The organism is Rothia sp. 11273D007AR (assembly GCF_053547255.1).
The window spans coordinates 25,941-40,661 of record NZ_JBPPWJ010000015.1; the positions used below are offsets into that span (position 1 = coordinate 25,941).

Sequence of the window (14,721 nt, forward strand, 5' to 3'; positions counted from 1 at the left end):
TTGCTTTTAAGCTAATATTAGCATTAGAAATACGCATTAAACCGGCTTGAACCCACATTAGGGAGGCACTGATGTCCACCGATCCCCGCACCGCCAACCAGCGTTCAGTACTGGTGATTGGAGGTGGGCCCGCCGCCTGGAGGTTCGCCAAGGCCTTCCTGGAAAAGGACGCCGGCGCCTCCCACCTTACCGTGCTCAACGCCGAGAAACACCTGCCCTACGACCGCGTGGCTCTCGAAAAGATCTTCCAAGACACCCAGCGCGACCTCACCCTGGGTGACCCAGAGCTATGGGACAACCCCCATGTCACCTTGATCAGCGGCGTGAGCGCCACCTCCATTGACCGGAAGAACCGAACCGTCAGCGCAACCGACGGCAAGACCTACTCCTACGATGAACTTGTTCTGGCTACCGGTTCTTCGGCAGTCAAAATTCCCATTCCCGGTTCCGACAGCGCCCATGTCTTCCGAACCATTGACGATGTTCAAAACGTGGTTTCTGAGGTCACCCGCCTTACCGACAAGCTAGGACGCCGCCCACGCGCCATCGTGGTCGGTGGCGGCCTGCTGGGCCTAGAGGCGGCTGAAGGTCTGCGAGATGTAGGAGCTGACCCCACCATTCTCGATGTGGCTCCCTGGCTGCTATCGATTGAGGTAGACCAGGGCGGCGGTTTCGCGGTCAACGCCGCAATTCGCGAAGCGGGAATCGCGGTTGAAACCGGTGCTTTTATCTCAACCATTAACAAGGATTCCGCCGGTGAGGTTATCTCGGTGTCGGTGGCAAACGGTATGGGTGATGAAGCCGATGTGCACCAGCTCGATGCTGACCTGGTCATGATGGCTGCCGGCATCCGCCCCAATGATCAGCTAGCCCGGGACGCCGGTTTGCAGGTGGGCGAGCGCGGCGGCCTCGTGGTCTCCCCCAGCTGCCAGTCGGAAGACCCCCATATTTGGGCTATCGGTGAAGTAGCCTGCGTGCTGGGCCGCACCTGGGGCCTGGTGGCTCCGGCTAATCAGATGGCTGAAGCTGTGGCAACTAATCTCACCGGTGGTCATGAAGAGGTAGAGAGCTTCGATATCGCCACCAAACTCAAGTTTTCGGGTCTGGAAGTAGCCGGTTTTGGTGACCGTCGCGGGGTGACCGAAAACTGCCTAGAGATTATGTTTGCTGACCCGGCTCGCGGCCTGTATCAGAAGATTGTGACAACCGCCGATGCGAAGACCCTGCTCGGTGGCGTCTTCGTGGGTGATACCGCCCCCTACGATTCGCTGAAGCCGCTGCTGGGTAGGGAGCTGCCCGCGGAGCCGTCCGCCTTTCTCACCGCTGCAGGAAGCGGGGATGGCGTGCCCGATACAGAACTGCCCGACGATGCGGTGCTGTGCTCCTGCAACAATATCTGCTTCGGTGCAGTGCGGGAAGCGGTAAAGGGCGGTGCGCACGATGTAGGAGCGGTCAAGGCTGAGACAACCGCCGGGACCCAGTGCGGCTCCTGCGTACCCATGATCCAAAAGACCCTAGAACAGACCATGAAGAAACTGGGGCTGACGGTCTCGAAGGCCCTGTGCGAGCACTTTGATCTCTCGCGTGCTGAGCTTTTCCAGGCTGTCTACGCTGTGGGCGACCTCGATGATTTCTACTCCGTGCTCAAGCGCTTTGGGCGGGGTACCGACGGCTGTGCCATCTGTAAGCCGACCGTGGCGTCCATCCTTGCATCGACCCGCAAGTCCTACGCCCTGGACGGTGGCCGCGGCGCCCTGCAGGACACCAACGACCGCAACCTGGCCAACATGCAGAAGGACGGCACCTACGGTGTAATTCCCCGAATCCCCGGTGGCGAAATTACCCCGCAGAAGCTGGCAGTTATTGCCCAGGTGGCAGCTGACTATGGGCTTTACACCAAGATTAACGGCGCCCAGCGTATCGGCATGTACGGTGCCCGTCTAGAGCAGCTGCCTGAGATTTGGCAGCGGCTGGTCGATGCGGGCTTTGAGTCGGGCCAGGCCTACGGTAAGTCCTTGCGTAATGTGAAGTCCTGCATTGGTTCTGCCTGGTGCCGCTTTGGCATGCGGGATTCGGTGGCTATGGCCATTGATACCGAAAACCGCTACAAGGGTCTGCGCTCACCCCACAAGTTCAAGGTGGCGGTTTCTGGCTGTAACCGCGAGTGCGCTGAGGCCCAGGGTAAGGACGTCGGCTTGATTGCCACCACGAACGGCTGGAACCTCTACTTTGCCGGCAACGGCGGCGCTAACCCCGCCCACGGCCGCCTGTTTGCGCAGGATCTCGACCAGCAAACCGCCTACCGTTATATTGACCGTTACCTGATGTACTACATCCGTACCGCGGATAAGCTCCAGCGCACCGCCCGCTGGGCTGAGGACCTCGATGAAAAGTTTGGCGACGCTATCGAGCACCTACGCGAGGTAATTATCGACGACAAGCTGGGCATCTGTGAACAGCTAGATGCCGATATGCAGTACCACATTGACCACTATGAGGACGAGTGGGCCGCAACCCTGCGCGACGAGAAACGCCTGCGCCGCTTTAGGGCTTTTGTGAATGAGCCTGAGGCTAATTCAGCGGGTGACCGCATGTATGTGCTGGAGCGTGACCAGATCCGCCCGGCCACCGAAGCGGAAATCGCTGCAGCTGAGGCCGATGGTGATCTTGAGGGTGAGGACGCCAGCGAGAAGGTTTTGATTGCCGGAGCCAGTTTGCCGGTGCACGCCGGCTAGCTGCCGCCGTGTGACCTCGTGTGACAAGGTTGTGATGCTCCGGTTCATGCGAGGTCACGCAAGTGGGTGAAGCTGCCCGACCCGTGTGAGGATGAGGGGTAAAGAGTTTTCTAGGGAGAGGATACGGCGTGTTCGCTGATCTTGATGTCACCAGTGCCGCGGTGCTGCTCTGCGGAGCATCAGAGCGGGTGGGGCAGGTTGCGCCCAAGTATAAGGCGGCGGCTGAGGTCATGAGTGTCTCCTCTGCTGACTTACTCCCCTCTGTTCTAGAAGATATCTCCCCGTCTGTGGTGGTCATCTGTGCCGAGCAGCCCGATGAGATTGGGAACTGGCGGCAGGCGATTACGGCCGCCCTGGGCAGCAGGGGTCTGCACACGGTCCTTCTTGTAGATAGCGAACCGGCGCCGCAGCAGGTCGGCAGGGTCTTTTTGATTGGGGCTGGCCCCGGCGATCCCGGCCTCATGACCCGCCATGCCCTTGAGGCACTGAGTCGGGCGGACGTCGTCCTGCTTGACCATCTTGCTCCCCACCAAGACCTGCCCCGCTGGGCGCCTAAGGCAAGCATTATTGATGTGGGAAAGATTCCCGGCCAGCACCGGGTGCCGCAGCGGGAGATTGACCGGCTCATGGTAGAGCATGCTCTAGCCGGTCGGACGGTGGCCCGTCTGAAGGGCGGTGACCCCTATGTCTTCGGGCGCGGTGCTGAGGAGCTCTACGTCTGTGAGCAGTCCGGTATACCGGTCACCGTGTATTCGGGGGTGACCTCATCGATCGCGCTGCCCGCTCTGGCCGGTGTACCGATTACCCTGCGCGGTGTGTCCCACATGTTTACCGTGGTATCTGGGCACGCGCCTCTAGGCAGCTCGGAGCTGGATCAGCTGGCGGGCCTGCTCAAAGACGGCGGCACAGTCTCCCTCCTCATGGGCGTCAAGTCCCTCCCCCATACCGTTGCCGGTCTGCGCGAGCGTGGGGTGCCGGCGTCCTTGCCCCTGATTGCGGTGCAGGACGGCTTCCGCCCCAACCAGCGCGAAGTGTACGCGACCTTGGGTGACTGCCTTGAAACGCTAGCCGATGTGAAGCCGCCTGCTGTGATTACTCTGGGCGAGGTGTGTGCGGTGGCCGGCCCCCGCCGCGAAGAGGTCATGGCAAGGGCTTTTGAGACCCACTAGGCAGGAGCTGCCACAGCGACTTTTCAAGCCGGGGCTATGTCATAGTCCCGATTCCGAGTCCGTTTCCGCGCTCTCGTTGTGCCTTCCTCTTCATTTCGACGCGTCCGCCGGTTTTCCACGCCTCAACAGTGGAAAACCGGCGGACGCGTCGAAGGTTTAGCAGGGTGCTAGAAATCCGGACGGACGCGCCCCCAGTGCGGTCCGGACAAGTTGTGCAGACCCCACAGCAGCTAACTTCTATGACGCGTTTATGTCTTTGTGGCGCCTTAAACGTTAGGCCTATCCCCGCTAAAGGGCGCAGTTATCCACAGGTTCGGCCTTAGGCCTGCGATAAAGGTGCTCAAGGGTGCAATCTAGATGCATGAAAAGCCTGCACGACATCCACCCCCTGGTTCAGACAGCCCAAGATCTGGAGCTACGCGGTTTTACCCGTCATGCTGTGCGTCAAAAAGTGTCCCGTGGCGAGATCGTCAGAATACGTCGCGGGGTCTACGTGCCCTCTCAGAGCTGGTCTTCGCTCCTACCGAGTGAACGCTATGTGGCCCGGCTGGTTGCCCATTCAAAAGGTATGGGTGCTCGAACAGTTTTCTCGCATCAGAGCGCTGCAGCTCTCTATGGTTTTGCTCAGCTGACTGTTCCTGAACGTATCCACGTTGCAGCACCGAACTCTAGGGCTCATTCTTCACCGGGCGTCACCGTGCACGGGCTTACGAGTAAGCCCCAAGAGCTTGCGGGTATTCCCGTAACATCTGCCCTACAGACAGTGGTGGATTGTTGCCGGGTTCTCGACCTACGCCATGCACTCGTACTGGCCGATAGTTCCTTACGGGCTGGGGTTCTCTACCCCGATCTCTTGACGTGTTTACGTCAGGCTAAGGGCCGCGGCAGTAACCGCCTACAGAGGTTGGCTGACCTAGTCAATCCGCTTTCCGAATCTGCTGGTGAAAGTCTGGTGGTCTATTTCTTAGACGAGTTTGGCTTTCCGCCCTGCCAGCAGCAGGTGTGGGTTGAGGGCGGCGGACGGCGCTACCGGCCTGATTTTATGTGGCCTAAGTGCATGATCATTTTAAAGTTTGACGGAAACATCAAATACGCGGGTTCAAACCGTGAACAGGTTTTTGGTCAGCAAAATGAGCGTGAAGCCTGGCTCCGCGGTAGAGGCTACAACGTGGTACGAACCAACTGGCATGAGGTTATCTACCGGCCGCAGTTCTTGGCGGAGAAACTGAAGCGGGCTTTTGCGTCCGCCGGGGTGTACCTATAACTTCGACGCGTCCGCCGGTTTTCCACGCCTCAACAGTGGAAAACCGGCGGACGCGTCGAAAAGCCAGCCCTATACTAGCTGCTGCTCGTCTGCCTCCAGGGCCCAGCGCGCAAATGTCTGGGAGGCGTCCGCTCGCTCCGCAAGGTAGGTGCGGATCAGGCGTTCAAGGTAGTCTTCTAGCAGGTCAGCCTCTACCTTGAGACCGCGCACGGTGCGGCCGAGGGTACCTGCGGCGTCATTCTGGTAGTCGGCCAGTCCGCCGCCGAGGTGAACCTGGAAGCCGGGTACCTGGCGGCCGTCGTCGGTGGTAATGATCTGCCCCTTCAGCCCGATATCTGCGGTCTGAATACGGGCGCAGGAGTTGGGGCAGCCGTTGATGTGCAGGGTCAGGCGGGCAGGCAGCTGGTCAGCCACATCGGCCATACGCTCTTCGAGGTTATCGATGACGCGGGCGGCAGTGGACTTGGTTGCCACGATAGCCAGCTTGCAATACTCGATGCCGGTGCAGGCGATGGTGGAGCGGCGGAAGACGGACGGACGCGCGTAGAAGCCCAGCTTCTCAGCTTCGGTGATGAAGGGTTCAACATCATCTTCTTCGATGTCGAGCACAACCAGCTTCTGGTAGGGGGTAGTGCGCAGACGCGAAGAGCCGTACTTTTCAACCAGGTTGGCCAGGTCAATGAGCTGGCTGCCGCTGATGCGCCCCACGGTGGGGGTTAGGCCGATGTAGAACTTACCGTCCTTCTGCGCGTGTACTCCCACGTGGTCGCCGGTGACGGCGGGGGTCTCGGGGGCGGGGCCGTCGGGCAGGGCATAGCCCAGGTATTCTTCTTCCAGTACCTGCCGGAATTTCTCTACCCCCCAGTCAGCGACCAGGAACTTGAGGCGGGCCTTGTTGCGCAGGCGGCGGTAGCCGTAGTCGCGGAAGATGGAGATAACGCCCTTCCAGACCTCCACGGCCTGCTCCTGGGTGACGAAGACCCCCAGGCGCTCTGCAAGCTTGGGGTTGGTGGAGAGACCGCCGCCGACCCACAGGTCATAGCCGACACCCAGTTCCGGGTGGCTAACACCAACGAAGGCGACGTCGTTGATTTCGTGCACGACGTCCTGGCTGGGGTGGCCGGTGAAGCAGGTCTTAAACTTACGTGGCAGGTTGGAGAAGGCGGGGTCGCCGATATACTTTTCTTTAATCTCACGAATCACCGGGGTGGGGTCGATGAGTTCGTCAGCGGCAATTCCTGCCAGGGGTGAGCCCAGAATGACGCGACCTACGTCGCCACAGGCCTCGGTGGTGTCGAGCCCTACCTCTGCCAGGCGGCGCCAGATTTCGGGTACGTCTTCTACCTGTACCCAGTGCAGCTGCACGTTCTGGCGGTCGGTCACATCAGCGGTGTCGCGGGCAAATTCTCGGGAGATTTCACCGATCACGCGGGTCTGCTCGGTGGTGAGCTGGCCGGAGTCGATGCGCACACGCAGCATGAAGTACTTGTCTTCGAGTTCTTCGGGGCTCAGGGTTGCGGTACGGCCGCCGTCGATGCCCTGCTTGCGCTGGGTGTAAAGACCCCACCAGCGGAAGCGGCCGTGTAGGTCGTCCGAGTCGATGGAATCAAACCCTTCTTTGGAGTAGGTGTCGATAATGCGTTCGCGTACGTGCAGTCCGTCATCTGCCAGCTTGAATTCTTCGTTGGCGTTGAGCGGGGTTTTACCGTCGATTTTCCACTGGCCATTAGGCTTCTTTGAGACGGGTTTACGGCGGGCCGGTGCGGCTGCCTGGTCGGGGCGGGCGGTGAGGGTTTTTGCCATGGGTTCTAGTCTTTCGTGCGTGTGGTGCTGGTTGCGAGAGTGTGAATTGAGGGTGAAACAGTTTCCTGGTAGCCGGCGGGACGGTGTGGTGCGAGCTGGCGGCTTCGCAGTACCCCGCGGGTGCTCAGAGCCAGCCCGGTCAGGGCAGCTGCCAGGGTCAGCGGCAGGCTATAGGGGGCGAGCGCTGGGATCAGCCCGATGAGGTAGGGCAGGTGGGTTACAGCCAGGCAGGTGCCCACAAATCCTCCGAGGGCTGTGGGGTTGATGCGGGTGACCAACCAGGCTGCTACGGGAGCGGCGAGGACGCCACCGGCCAGTAGGGCGAGGACGGCAAGCAGGTGCTCGGTGAGGTCCTGCCACATTCCCAGGATAAAGCCCAGGCTGGCGGCCAGGGTGACCAGGAATTCGGCGGTGTTAACCGTGCCCACGATGCGGCGGGGCTCGGTTTTGCCGATGGTCATGAGGGTGGAGCTGGTGACCGGGCCCCAGCCTCCCCCACCGGCGGCGTCCACGAATCCGCCGAAGAGCCCGAGGAAGCCGAGGGTGCGGGGGGTGGCGGGAGCGCCGGTGCCGCGGGCGGCGCGGCGGCCGGTGGAGAAGCGGAGTACCAGATTGATGCCGATAAGAGTCAAAATAGTTGCCATGACCGGCTTGGCGGTATCCAGGGAGAGGTTGGAGAGCAGAGTCGCTCCTGCAAAGGCCCCTACTGCCCCCGGAAGCCCCAGCCGCAACACGACCTTCCAGTCGATGTTGTTGAACCGCCAGTGGCTGATGCCCGAGGCGAGGGTGGTGCCGAGTTCTGCCACATGAACAACTGCCGAGGCGCTGGCCGGGTTCATCGCGGCGAGGGTGAGGAGCAGGGTGGTTGAGGTGACTCCGAAGCCCATGCCGAGGCTGCCGTCAACGAGTTGGGCGAGCAGACCGCCCAGGGCGATGAGAAGTAGTTTGTTCATGGTGGTATTCGTTCTGTGTGGGGCTCTAGCGGACGAGACCCGCGGCTAGGGTGTTGCCATCTGCCTGGTTGATGAGCAGCAGGGAGCCCACTAGACCGCGCCCGGTGTAGGGTTCAACGGGTAGGTCTTCTGCCAGTTGCAGGGTGACGGTGGCGATGTCGTTGAGTTCGGCTGCTTCGCCGGGGTGTTCTTGGTTGGTGTCGATATCGAGGATGGAGTCGATGGAGGTGAGGCGGGCCCGCACCAGGGAGGTGCCGTAACGCAGCTTGACCTTGGCACCCGGGCGCAGCGGGGTATCGGCTAGACCTACCAGGGTGACGGTAAGTTCGCGGCTGCCCTCGGGCCGGTCGGCACCGGCAATCAGGTCACCGCGGGAAAGGTCAATGTCATCTGCCAGGCGCACCACGATGGAATCGCCAACAGAAGCAGTGGCAGCCTCACCGTCTGCGGTATCGATATGGGTGACGGTACTGGTTCGCCCCTGCCCCAGGTGCACGGTATCGCCAACAGCCAGGTGCCCGGCTGTAATACGGCCAGCGTAGCCCCGGTAGTCGGTACCCTGGGGGCGAATCACATACTGGATGGGCAGGCGCAGGCCAAGGTCTGACTCCTGCTCAGCAACGTCGACGGTTTCGAGGTAGCGCAACACGGTCGGCCCGGTGTACCAGGGGGTGTTGGCAGAAGGTTCCACCACGTTATCCCCCTTCAGGGCGCTAATAGGGATCACGGTTACCTCAGCGACGCCCTTGGCCTGCGCCAAAGCCGTGAACTCTTCGCGGATCTGCTCAAAGACGTCCTGGGAGTAATCCACCAGGTCAATCTTGTTGACCGCCAGCACCACCTGGCGAATACCGAGCAGGGAGGCGACCGTCAGGTGGCGGCGGGTCTGGGTGACTACGCCGTGGCGGGCGTCCACCAGCAGCACGACGACCTGGGAGGTTGAAACACCGGTGACGGTATTGCGGGTGTACTGCACATGCCCCGGGGTATCAGCCAGAATAAAGGTGCGTTCGGCGGTGGAGAAGTATCGGTAGGCCACATCGATGGTGATGCCCTGTTCACGTTCGGCACGCAGGCCGTCGACCAGCAGGGAGAGGTCAAGGCCCTCGTGGCCGCGCTCGCGGCTGGTGCGTTCTACGGCTGAGAGCTGGTCGGCGAGTACACTCTTGGTGTCGTGGAGCAGGCGGCCCACGAAGGTTGATTTGCCGTCATCGACGCTGCCTGCGGTGCACAGGCGCAGGGTTTGGCGGGTTGCGAGCTGGGCGGACGCCGGTGAGCCGGTTGCCGCCTCGCTGTCGGTGGGGTGGGCGAGCAGGGTCATCTTAGAAGTAACCTTCCTTCTTGCGGTCTTCCATGGCGGATTCGCTGAGGCGGTCGTCCGCTCGGGTTGCGCCGCGTTCGGTCAGGGTTGAGGTGGAGATTTCGGTGATGATGTCCTGTACCGTGCTGGCTTCAGACAGGACGGCGCCGGTACAGCTCATATCGCCGACGGTGCGGTAGCGTACTCGGCGGGTTTCGATGGGTTCGCCCTTGGTGGGGCCGCCCCACTCCCCCGCGGTGAGCCACATGCCGTCGCGGTTGAAAACTTCACGGTCGTGGGCGAAGTAGATGGGAGGCAGTTCGATATCGCGGGCGCCGATGTATTCCCAGATGTCGGCTTCTGTCCAGTTGGAGATGGGGAAGACACGGATGTTCTCGCCGGGCAGGTGGCCGCCGTTGTAGAGGTTCCACAGCTCGGGGCGCTGGCGGCGGGGGTCCCAGCCGCCGAAGGCGTCGCGTACCGAGAAGATGCGCTCTTTGGCGCGGGCTCGTTCCTCATCGCGGCGAGCGCCACCGAGCACCGCGTCGTAGCCCTGTTCTTCGATGGTTTCGACCAGGGGGACGGTCTGCAGGGGGTTGCGGGTGCCGTCGGGGCGCTCCTGGAGTTCTCCCCGGTCGATCCAGTCCTGGACTTTGGCCACGCGCAGGCGGGCGCCGGTGCGCTCCACCAGGCGGTCACGGAAGTCAATAACTTCAGGGAAGTTGTGGCCGGTATCTACGTGCAGCAGTTCAAAGGGCACGGGTGCCGGTGCGAAGGCACGGCGGGCTAGTTCGTAGACGACAACGGAGTCTTTACCGCCTGAGAAGAGCAGGGCGACCTTGTCGAATTGCCCGGCTACTTCGCGCAGGATGTGGATTGACTCGTTTTCTAGGTCTTTGAGGTGGGGTGAGAGGGTGGCTGATGTAGTGGTGCTCATGTGTGTAGTCCGCATTCTGTCTTGGTGAATCCTGCCCATCGTCCGCTGCGGGGGTCCTGACCCGCTTCTACTTTGGCGGTACAGGGGGCGCAGCCGATGGAGGGGTAGCCTGCCTTGGTCAGGGGGTGAACAATGAGGTTCTTTTCGTCGATGTACCGGTCGGTATCTTCAAGGCTCCAGGTGACCAGGGGCGAGATCTTGAGTCTGCCGTTGGGGTCTATATCCAGTGCCGGGGTGGTGGCGCGAAGCGGTGAATCTGCCCGGCGGAGGCCGGTAATCCAGCCGGTGTAGGGGGCCATGGACGCTGCCAGGGGCTCGACCTTGCGCATGCGGCAGCAGGCTGCGGGGTCGGTGCCGTAGAGGTTGATGCCGTAGCGGGCGTCCTGCTGGGCCACGGTGAGCAGGGGCTTGGCTCTGACCAGGTTCTGGGGGTAGCGGTCCTCTACCTGCTGGGCCACGTCCAGGGTCTCGGGGAAGTGGTAGCCGGTATCGAGAAAGAGGAAGTCGGAGTCAGGCAGGTAGCGGCTAGCCAGTTCGGCGAGCACCGTGTTTTCCATGGAGAGGGTTACCACCAGCTTGCCGGTCACATGTTCGTGGGCCCAGGTCAGGATTTCTTCGGCGCTCGCGTCGTAGAGCTCGGCCGCATACCGGTCAACGAGTTCTCGATTAGCCTCTTGCTCGTCAGCAGGGAGCTGAGCCGGTTCAGCAGTGCCTTCCGGGCTGATCGCGGGGTCTTGCAGCGGTGCGGCCGGCGAGCCAACACCAAAGTTTTTAAAGCTCACGGGTGAGGGTGCCATGGCGCTCCTTTCACAACAGTTCTTCGGGTGAATTGTTTGAAAGTCTAGGCTTATGGGGGCAGGGTGGTCGAGTTATTTCATGGGTCAGGTCACGGGGAGACATCTTCACGTCACAGGTCTTCACCGGGGGTAATTTTTACGCAATCTAGTTTGCGTGGGTCACAGGTCGCGCACTAGGGTGCGCTACCAGCTCACGCCCCTCTGTCATCTAATGAAACGCGCGTTCCGCGGGGCACTTGGAGCGTGCCACAATGGTATTTATGCGTATTTTGTCTATTCAGTCCGCTGTTGCCTACGGCCATGTAGGTAATTCAGCCGCCGTCTTCCCCCTGCAGCGCCTTGGCCACGAGGTCATGCCCGTCAACACCGTTCTCTTTTCAAACCACACCGGCTACGGTGCCTGGCGCGGCCCGCTGATCTCGGGCGACGACGTCCGCGAAATCGTCACCGGCATTGAAGAGCGCGGGGGTCTGACCGACACCTCCCTGGTCATTTCTGGCTACCAGGGTGGCTCTTCCATCGGCGACGCCATCCTCGATGCCGTTGCCAAGGCCCGCGCAGCCAACCCGAACGTCCTCTACTCCTGCGATCCGGTGCTGGGCAATGCCACCAGTGGCTGCTTTGTCTCCCCCGAGGTGCAGGAGCTGATTCGCGACCGCGTCATTCAGCACGCCGACATCATCACCCCCAACCAGTTTGAGCTGGGCTTTGTAACCGATACCGACCCCAAGACCCTGGATGAGGTTCTCGAGTCTGTGGCTGCAGCCCAGAAGATTGGCCCCCAGACCGTGCTGGTGACCAGCGTGAACACCCCCGAAACTCCCGAGGATTCAATCCGGATGCTGGCTGTTTCGGGCGACGAGGCCTGGCTGATTACTACCCCGCGTCTGCCTATGAAGGCCAACGGCTCAGGCGACGTTACCCAGGCCCTGTTTGCCTCTCACTTCGCATCGGGTAAGGGCCTAAAGGAGGCCCTGGAACTCACCACTGCCAGCGTCTACGAACTGCTGAAGAACACCCTGGCCTCGGGCCAGCGTGAACTTCAGCTGATTGAGTCCCAGCAGGCCTACGTTGAACCTGCTGAGACCTTTGAGGCTGTAGCGGTTAAGCGCTAAGAGCGGCTAATGCTTCGGTGGCCCTCTCAAGGGCAACCGAAGCGACAACCGCAGCAGAGGCGGCGTCACCGGGAAGCACCAGCGGATCGGTGACGGCCGCTTTTTCTGTGCCCTGATAGGCCTTGATGAGTTTGCTGTGGAAGTAGCCGCGGGCTAGCAGGTAGGTAGAAATATATTCAGCCTGGTTGGCCTCCCAGGCCTCTTCGATGGTGGGTTCAATATCGGCGATAAAGCCGTAGGGCACCTCGCGGCTGAGCAGGGTGCTGAAAACTTCTGCCTGGTAGAGAACGGCTTCACGGCCGTCAGCCCGGGACGAACCCGCTGCCGCCAGGGCGATGTCGTCGTACCCGTCCCAGCCCGCTTCTTCAAGACGCTGGAGCTGGAGCTTAGCCAGGGCCGCTGAGGGGCCCAGGGCTCTAGCGACCGCGGTGGTCAGGTGGCTGGCGCCTGTGGCAGCCTTCCTCATGTCGTGTTCGGTGTGGTAGCCCGGTGAGAGCAGCAGGGGCACCAGGACGGCGGTAGCTCCGGACGGCAGGGCCTGCAGCACCTGCGGCAGGGAGGGTTCTTGCACATCAACGTAGGCTTCATGCACGCTGTAGGTTCCCGGTGCCTGGGCCTCAACCAGGGCGGTGAGCTGCTCTCGGATGAGGTTAACGGCTTCACGGCCATGGGGGTTATCGGTTCCGTGGGAGGTGGCGACCAGGTGAATCATGGGGCTCCAGTCTGCTGCCTGCACAGCACAGTGGGTGGGGCTGACCCCACCCACTGTACAGCACAATCAATCGACTGGCAGGTGCGCTTCTCCCGCTTTTATCGTGCTGATTCCTCCGCAAGGGGTTGGCTGACCAGTTTCTCCGCTTCCTCCTTGCTGAGAATCCGTCCGCTCAGTCCACCGCGGTCGTGCCAGGCACCACCGACCTCGATTCTGGAAGCAATGTCCAAGCCGCCGGCCTTGACGGGCTCCCAGCCGCCCAGACGCAATAGGTGGGTAATGCGCTCTTGCGCTACAGGGTCGTCCGTTGCAAAAAGTTGAGCAACCTTTTCACCGCTTTCGGTAGTTTCTTTGCCCAGATTAGCCGCGCTCATGGTTCCCAGCGCTTTGACGAAATGAACTCCCTGAGGAAGCAGGGCAGCGTTTTGCTGGCCAGCTGAGGACCCTTCTGGGTTGGCGGAAACCGCCCGGCCGTCGTCAATAACCCGGAAGTTGTTGGATGGGTCAACAACGACCTTGTCCACCAACTGTGAAGAATGTTCCTGTAGCAACTGCTGAGTAACGGGGAACATCGTAGCGAAGACAACCGTGTCTGCCTCGTCAATGACCTGCTCGACGGTACCAGCCCGAATACCTAGCCCCAGTTCTTGGGCTGATTTCTGAGCCGATTCGAGATCTGATGCTGCAACCAGTATCTCTTCTCCCCCGCGGGCCAGGCGGAGGGCGACCTGTGAACCGATACGCCCTGTTCCGACGATTGCTGTAGTCATGACAAGCTCCTTATTTAGTTCATATATTGACTAATTCCACCCTACTCTCAAGGAAACTATTTTCAAGACTCACGGCCAATCGGCGTCATATTTCTTATCAATATCCTGGATATACTAAATGAACATCACACACACCGAGGACTCTAATGAAACTTTCACGAATTGCCACCGCAACAGCAGCGTGCGCCATGCTGGTTCTCAGCGCATGTTCTTCCAGTTCTGTATCTGCCCCCACGCAGGCACCGTCACTTGCTTCTGCACCCGCCCCATCAACCAGCTCTTCGCCGAGCTCGATATCACAAGCGCCCACGGAACCCACTGAAACTCCAACCCAGGGCATCCAGTCATCATCAGAACCCGCAGCATCACCAGCAGATGTAGTGACTAATGTCCCCGCCCCTGAAGCCGGGCTGGCAACCATCGGCGAAAACTGCGGCCTGCTCTATGGCAAGGATTACCTCGAAGCAACCCTGGTGGCCGGCTCAATCACCTGTAGCGATATGATTGCTGTCTTTGAACAGGATATGGCTGAGAACTCTATAGACGTCCGACTCACCGACCATCAGGTGGGGAATTTTACCTGCCGCACCAATGACTGGGATACAGCGTTGCAACAAGGCATCGGGACACAATGTTCAACCGGTGACAACGGAATCACCATCATTTCAAAGCTCAACTCGAAAGCATCGTCAGTAGACGGCAGGTCGCCCAACCTCTTCACATTGCCCGATGGCCCGGCCACCATTGCTTCCGGCGCTGACTACCAGCACACCATTGGCCCGCGTCAACCCGACACAGTTGCGTTCTTCGTGAACAACATCAGCTGTTACATCATTGCAGACGGCACCGCCTCGTGTAAGGGTTACGAGTCAGCAACTAAAAAACACTTCTGGTTTTCTAAGGCTGGTTACGGTGAGGTGATCGACCAGCCTGGTTACGGTGAGGGCATGGCAACCGCGCAGAAGGAGCTCCCCCGGAACACCCTGCTTGATGCAAACGGGGCAAAGTGCGCCCGTGAACTTGACGACACTATCTCCTGCACCAACGCAGATGGCTCCTATTTCTCCTACGGCCCCCACGGATTCACGGACCAATATCAATAAGAAATAACTGCGCTTCCTTCCACTGCTGAGGGGCTGCTTTGAATACGCAGCCCTTCAGCAGCA

The 14,721-nt window shown here is 60.6% G+C and carries 13 protein-coding genes; 6 read left to right on the top strand and 7 right to left on the bottom strand.

Annotated features, from left to right (window positions below):
* The first annotated feature begins 71 nt into the window (after positions 1–71).
* The 3 genes from nirB (at position 72) to ACED88_RS09035 (ending at position 5,168) form a co-directional block, all read left to right on the top strand.
* Positions 72–2,735, top strand: a complete 2,664-nt coding sequence (gene nirB / locus ACED88_RS09025; RefSeq protein ID WP_449109402.1) for a nitrite reductase large subunit NirB — start codon at positions 72–74, stop codon at positions 2,733–2,735.
* A gap of 128 nt (positions 2,736–2,863) precedes the next feature.
* A complete protein-coding gene (cobA, locus tag ACED88_RS09030; RefSeq protein WP_449109403.1) occupies positions 2,864–3,904 on the top strand; it encodes a uroporphyrinogen-III C-methyltransferase in 1,041 nt (346 codons plus the stop codon).
* Positions 3,905–4,472: 568 nt separating this feature from the next.
* Positions 4,473–5,168, top strand: a complete 696-nt coding sequence (locus tag ACED88_RS09035) for a hypothetical protein (RefSeq protein ID WP_449109404.1) — start codon at positions 4,473–4,475, stop codon at positions 5,166–5,168.
* A 69-nt stretch (positions 5,169–5,237) separates the two neighbouring features.
* Here ACED88_RS09035 and ACED88_RS09040 read toward each other — a convergent pair whose 3' ends face one another.
* Genes ACED88_RS09040 through ACED88_RS09060 form a run of 5 tightly spaced genes read right to left on the bottom strand, consistent with a single transcriptional unit; the run spans position 5,238 to position 10,958 of the window.
* The gene (locus tag ACED88_RS09040) at positions 5,238–6,971 is read right to left on the bottom strand and encodes a nitrite/sulfite reductase (protein WP_449109405.1); all 1,734 of its coding nucleotides are present in this window, start codon (positions 6,969–6,971) and stop codon (positions 5,238–5,240) included.
* 5 nt (positions 6,972–6,976) lie between these two features.
* Positions 6,977–7,924: a sulfite exporter TauE/SafE family protein gene (locus tag ACED88_RS09045; RefSeq protein ID WP_449109406.1), complete on the bottom strand. Its 948-nt coding sequence runs from the start codon at positions 7,922–7,924 to the stop codon at positions 6,977–6,979.
* 25 nt (positions 7,925–7,949) lie between these two features.
* Positions 7,950–9,245 carry a sulfate adenylyltransferase subunit 1 gene (locus ACED88_RS09050; protein WP_449107062.1) on the bottom strand — a complete coding sequence of 432 codons (1,296 nt, stop codon included), beginning with the start codon at positions 9,243–9,245 and terminating at the stop codon, positions 7,950–7,952.
* A gap of 1 nt (position 9,246) precedes the next feature.
* Positions 9,247–10,176 (bottom strand): sulfate adenylyltransferase subunit CysD, encoded by a 930-nt coding sequence (gene cysD / locus ACED88_RS09055; protein ID WP_449107061.1) that lies wholly within the window; start codon positions 10,174–10,176, stop codon positions 9,247–9,249.
* Complete coding sequence (locus ACED88_RS09060; protein ID WP_449109407.1) at positions 10,158–10,958, bottom strand: phosphoadenylyl-sulfate reductase; 801 nt, start codon at positions 10,956–10,958, stop codon at positions 10,158–10,160. The genes cysD and ACED88_RS09060 overlap by 19 nt, the downstream gene beginning before the upstream one ends.
* A 260-nt stretch (positions 10,959–11,218) precedes the next feature.
* Between ACED88_RS09060 and pdxY the strand changes: the two genes are divergently transcribed.
* Positions 11,219–12,073 carry a pyridoxal kinase PdxY gene (gene pdxY, locus ACED88_RS09065; RefSeq protein WP_449109408.1) on the top strand — a complete coding sequence of 285 codons (855 nt, stop codon included), beginning with the start codon at positions 11,219–11,221 and terminating at the stop codon, positions 12,071–12,073.
* Here the strand turns inward: pdxY and ACED88_RS09070 are convergent.
* Positions 12,063–12,785: a sirohydrochlorin chelatase gene (locus ACED88_RS09070; RefSeq protein WP_449109409.1), complete on the bottom strand. Its 723-nt coding sequence runs from the start codon at positions 12,783–12,785 to the stop codon at positions 12,063–12,065. The genes pdxY and ACED88_RS09070 overlap by 11 nt on opposite strands.
* Positions 12,786–12,883: 98 nt before the next feature.
* Complete coding sequence (locus tag ACED88_RS09075) at positions 12,884–13,555, bottom strand: NADPH-dependent F420 reductase (RefSeq protein ID WP_449109410.1); 672 nt, start codon at positions 13,553–13,555, stop codon at positions 12,884–12,886.
* A 118-nt stretch (positions 13,556–13,673) separates the two neighbouring features.
* Here ACED88_RS09075 and ACED88_RS09080 point away from each other — a divergent pair, with 118 nt between their 5' ends.
* Complete coding sequence (locus ACED88_RS09080; protein WP_449109411.1) at positions 13,674–13,877, top strand: hypothetical protein; 204 nt, start codon at positions 13,674–13,676, stop codon at positions 13,875–13,877.
* Between the two features lie 58 nt (positions 13,878–13,935).
* On the top strand, positions 13,936–14,658 hold the full coding sequence (locus ACED88_RS09085; RefSeq protein WP_449109412.1) for a hypothetical protein: 723 nt from the start codon (positions 13,936–13,938) through the stop codon (positions 14,656–14,658).
* Positions 14,659–14,721 lie beyond the last annotated feature (63 nt).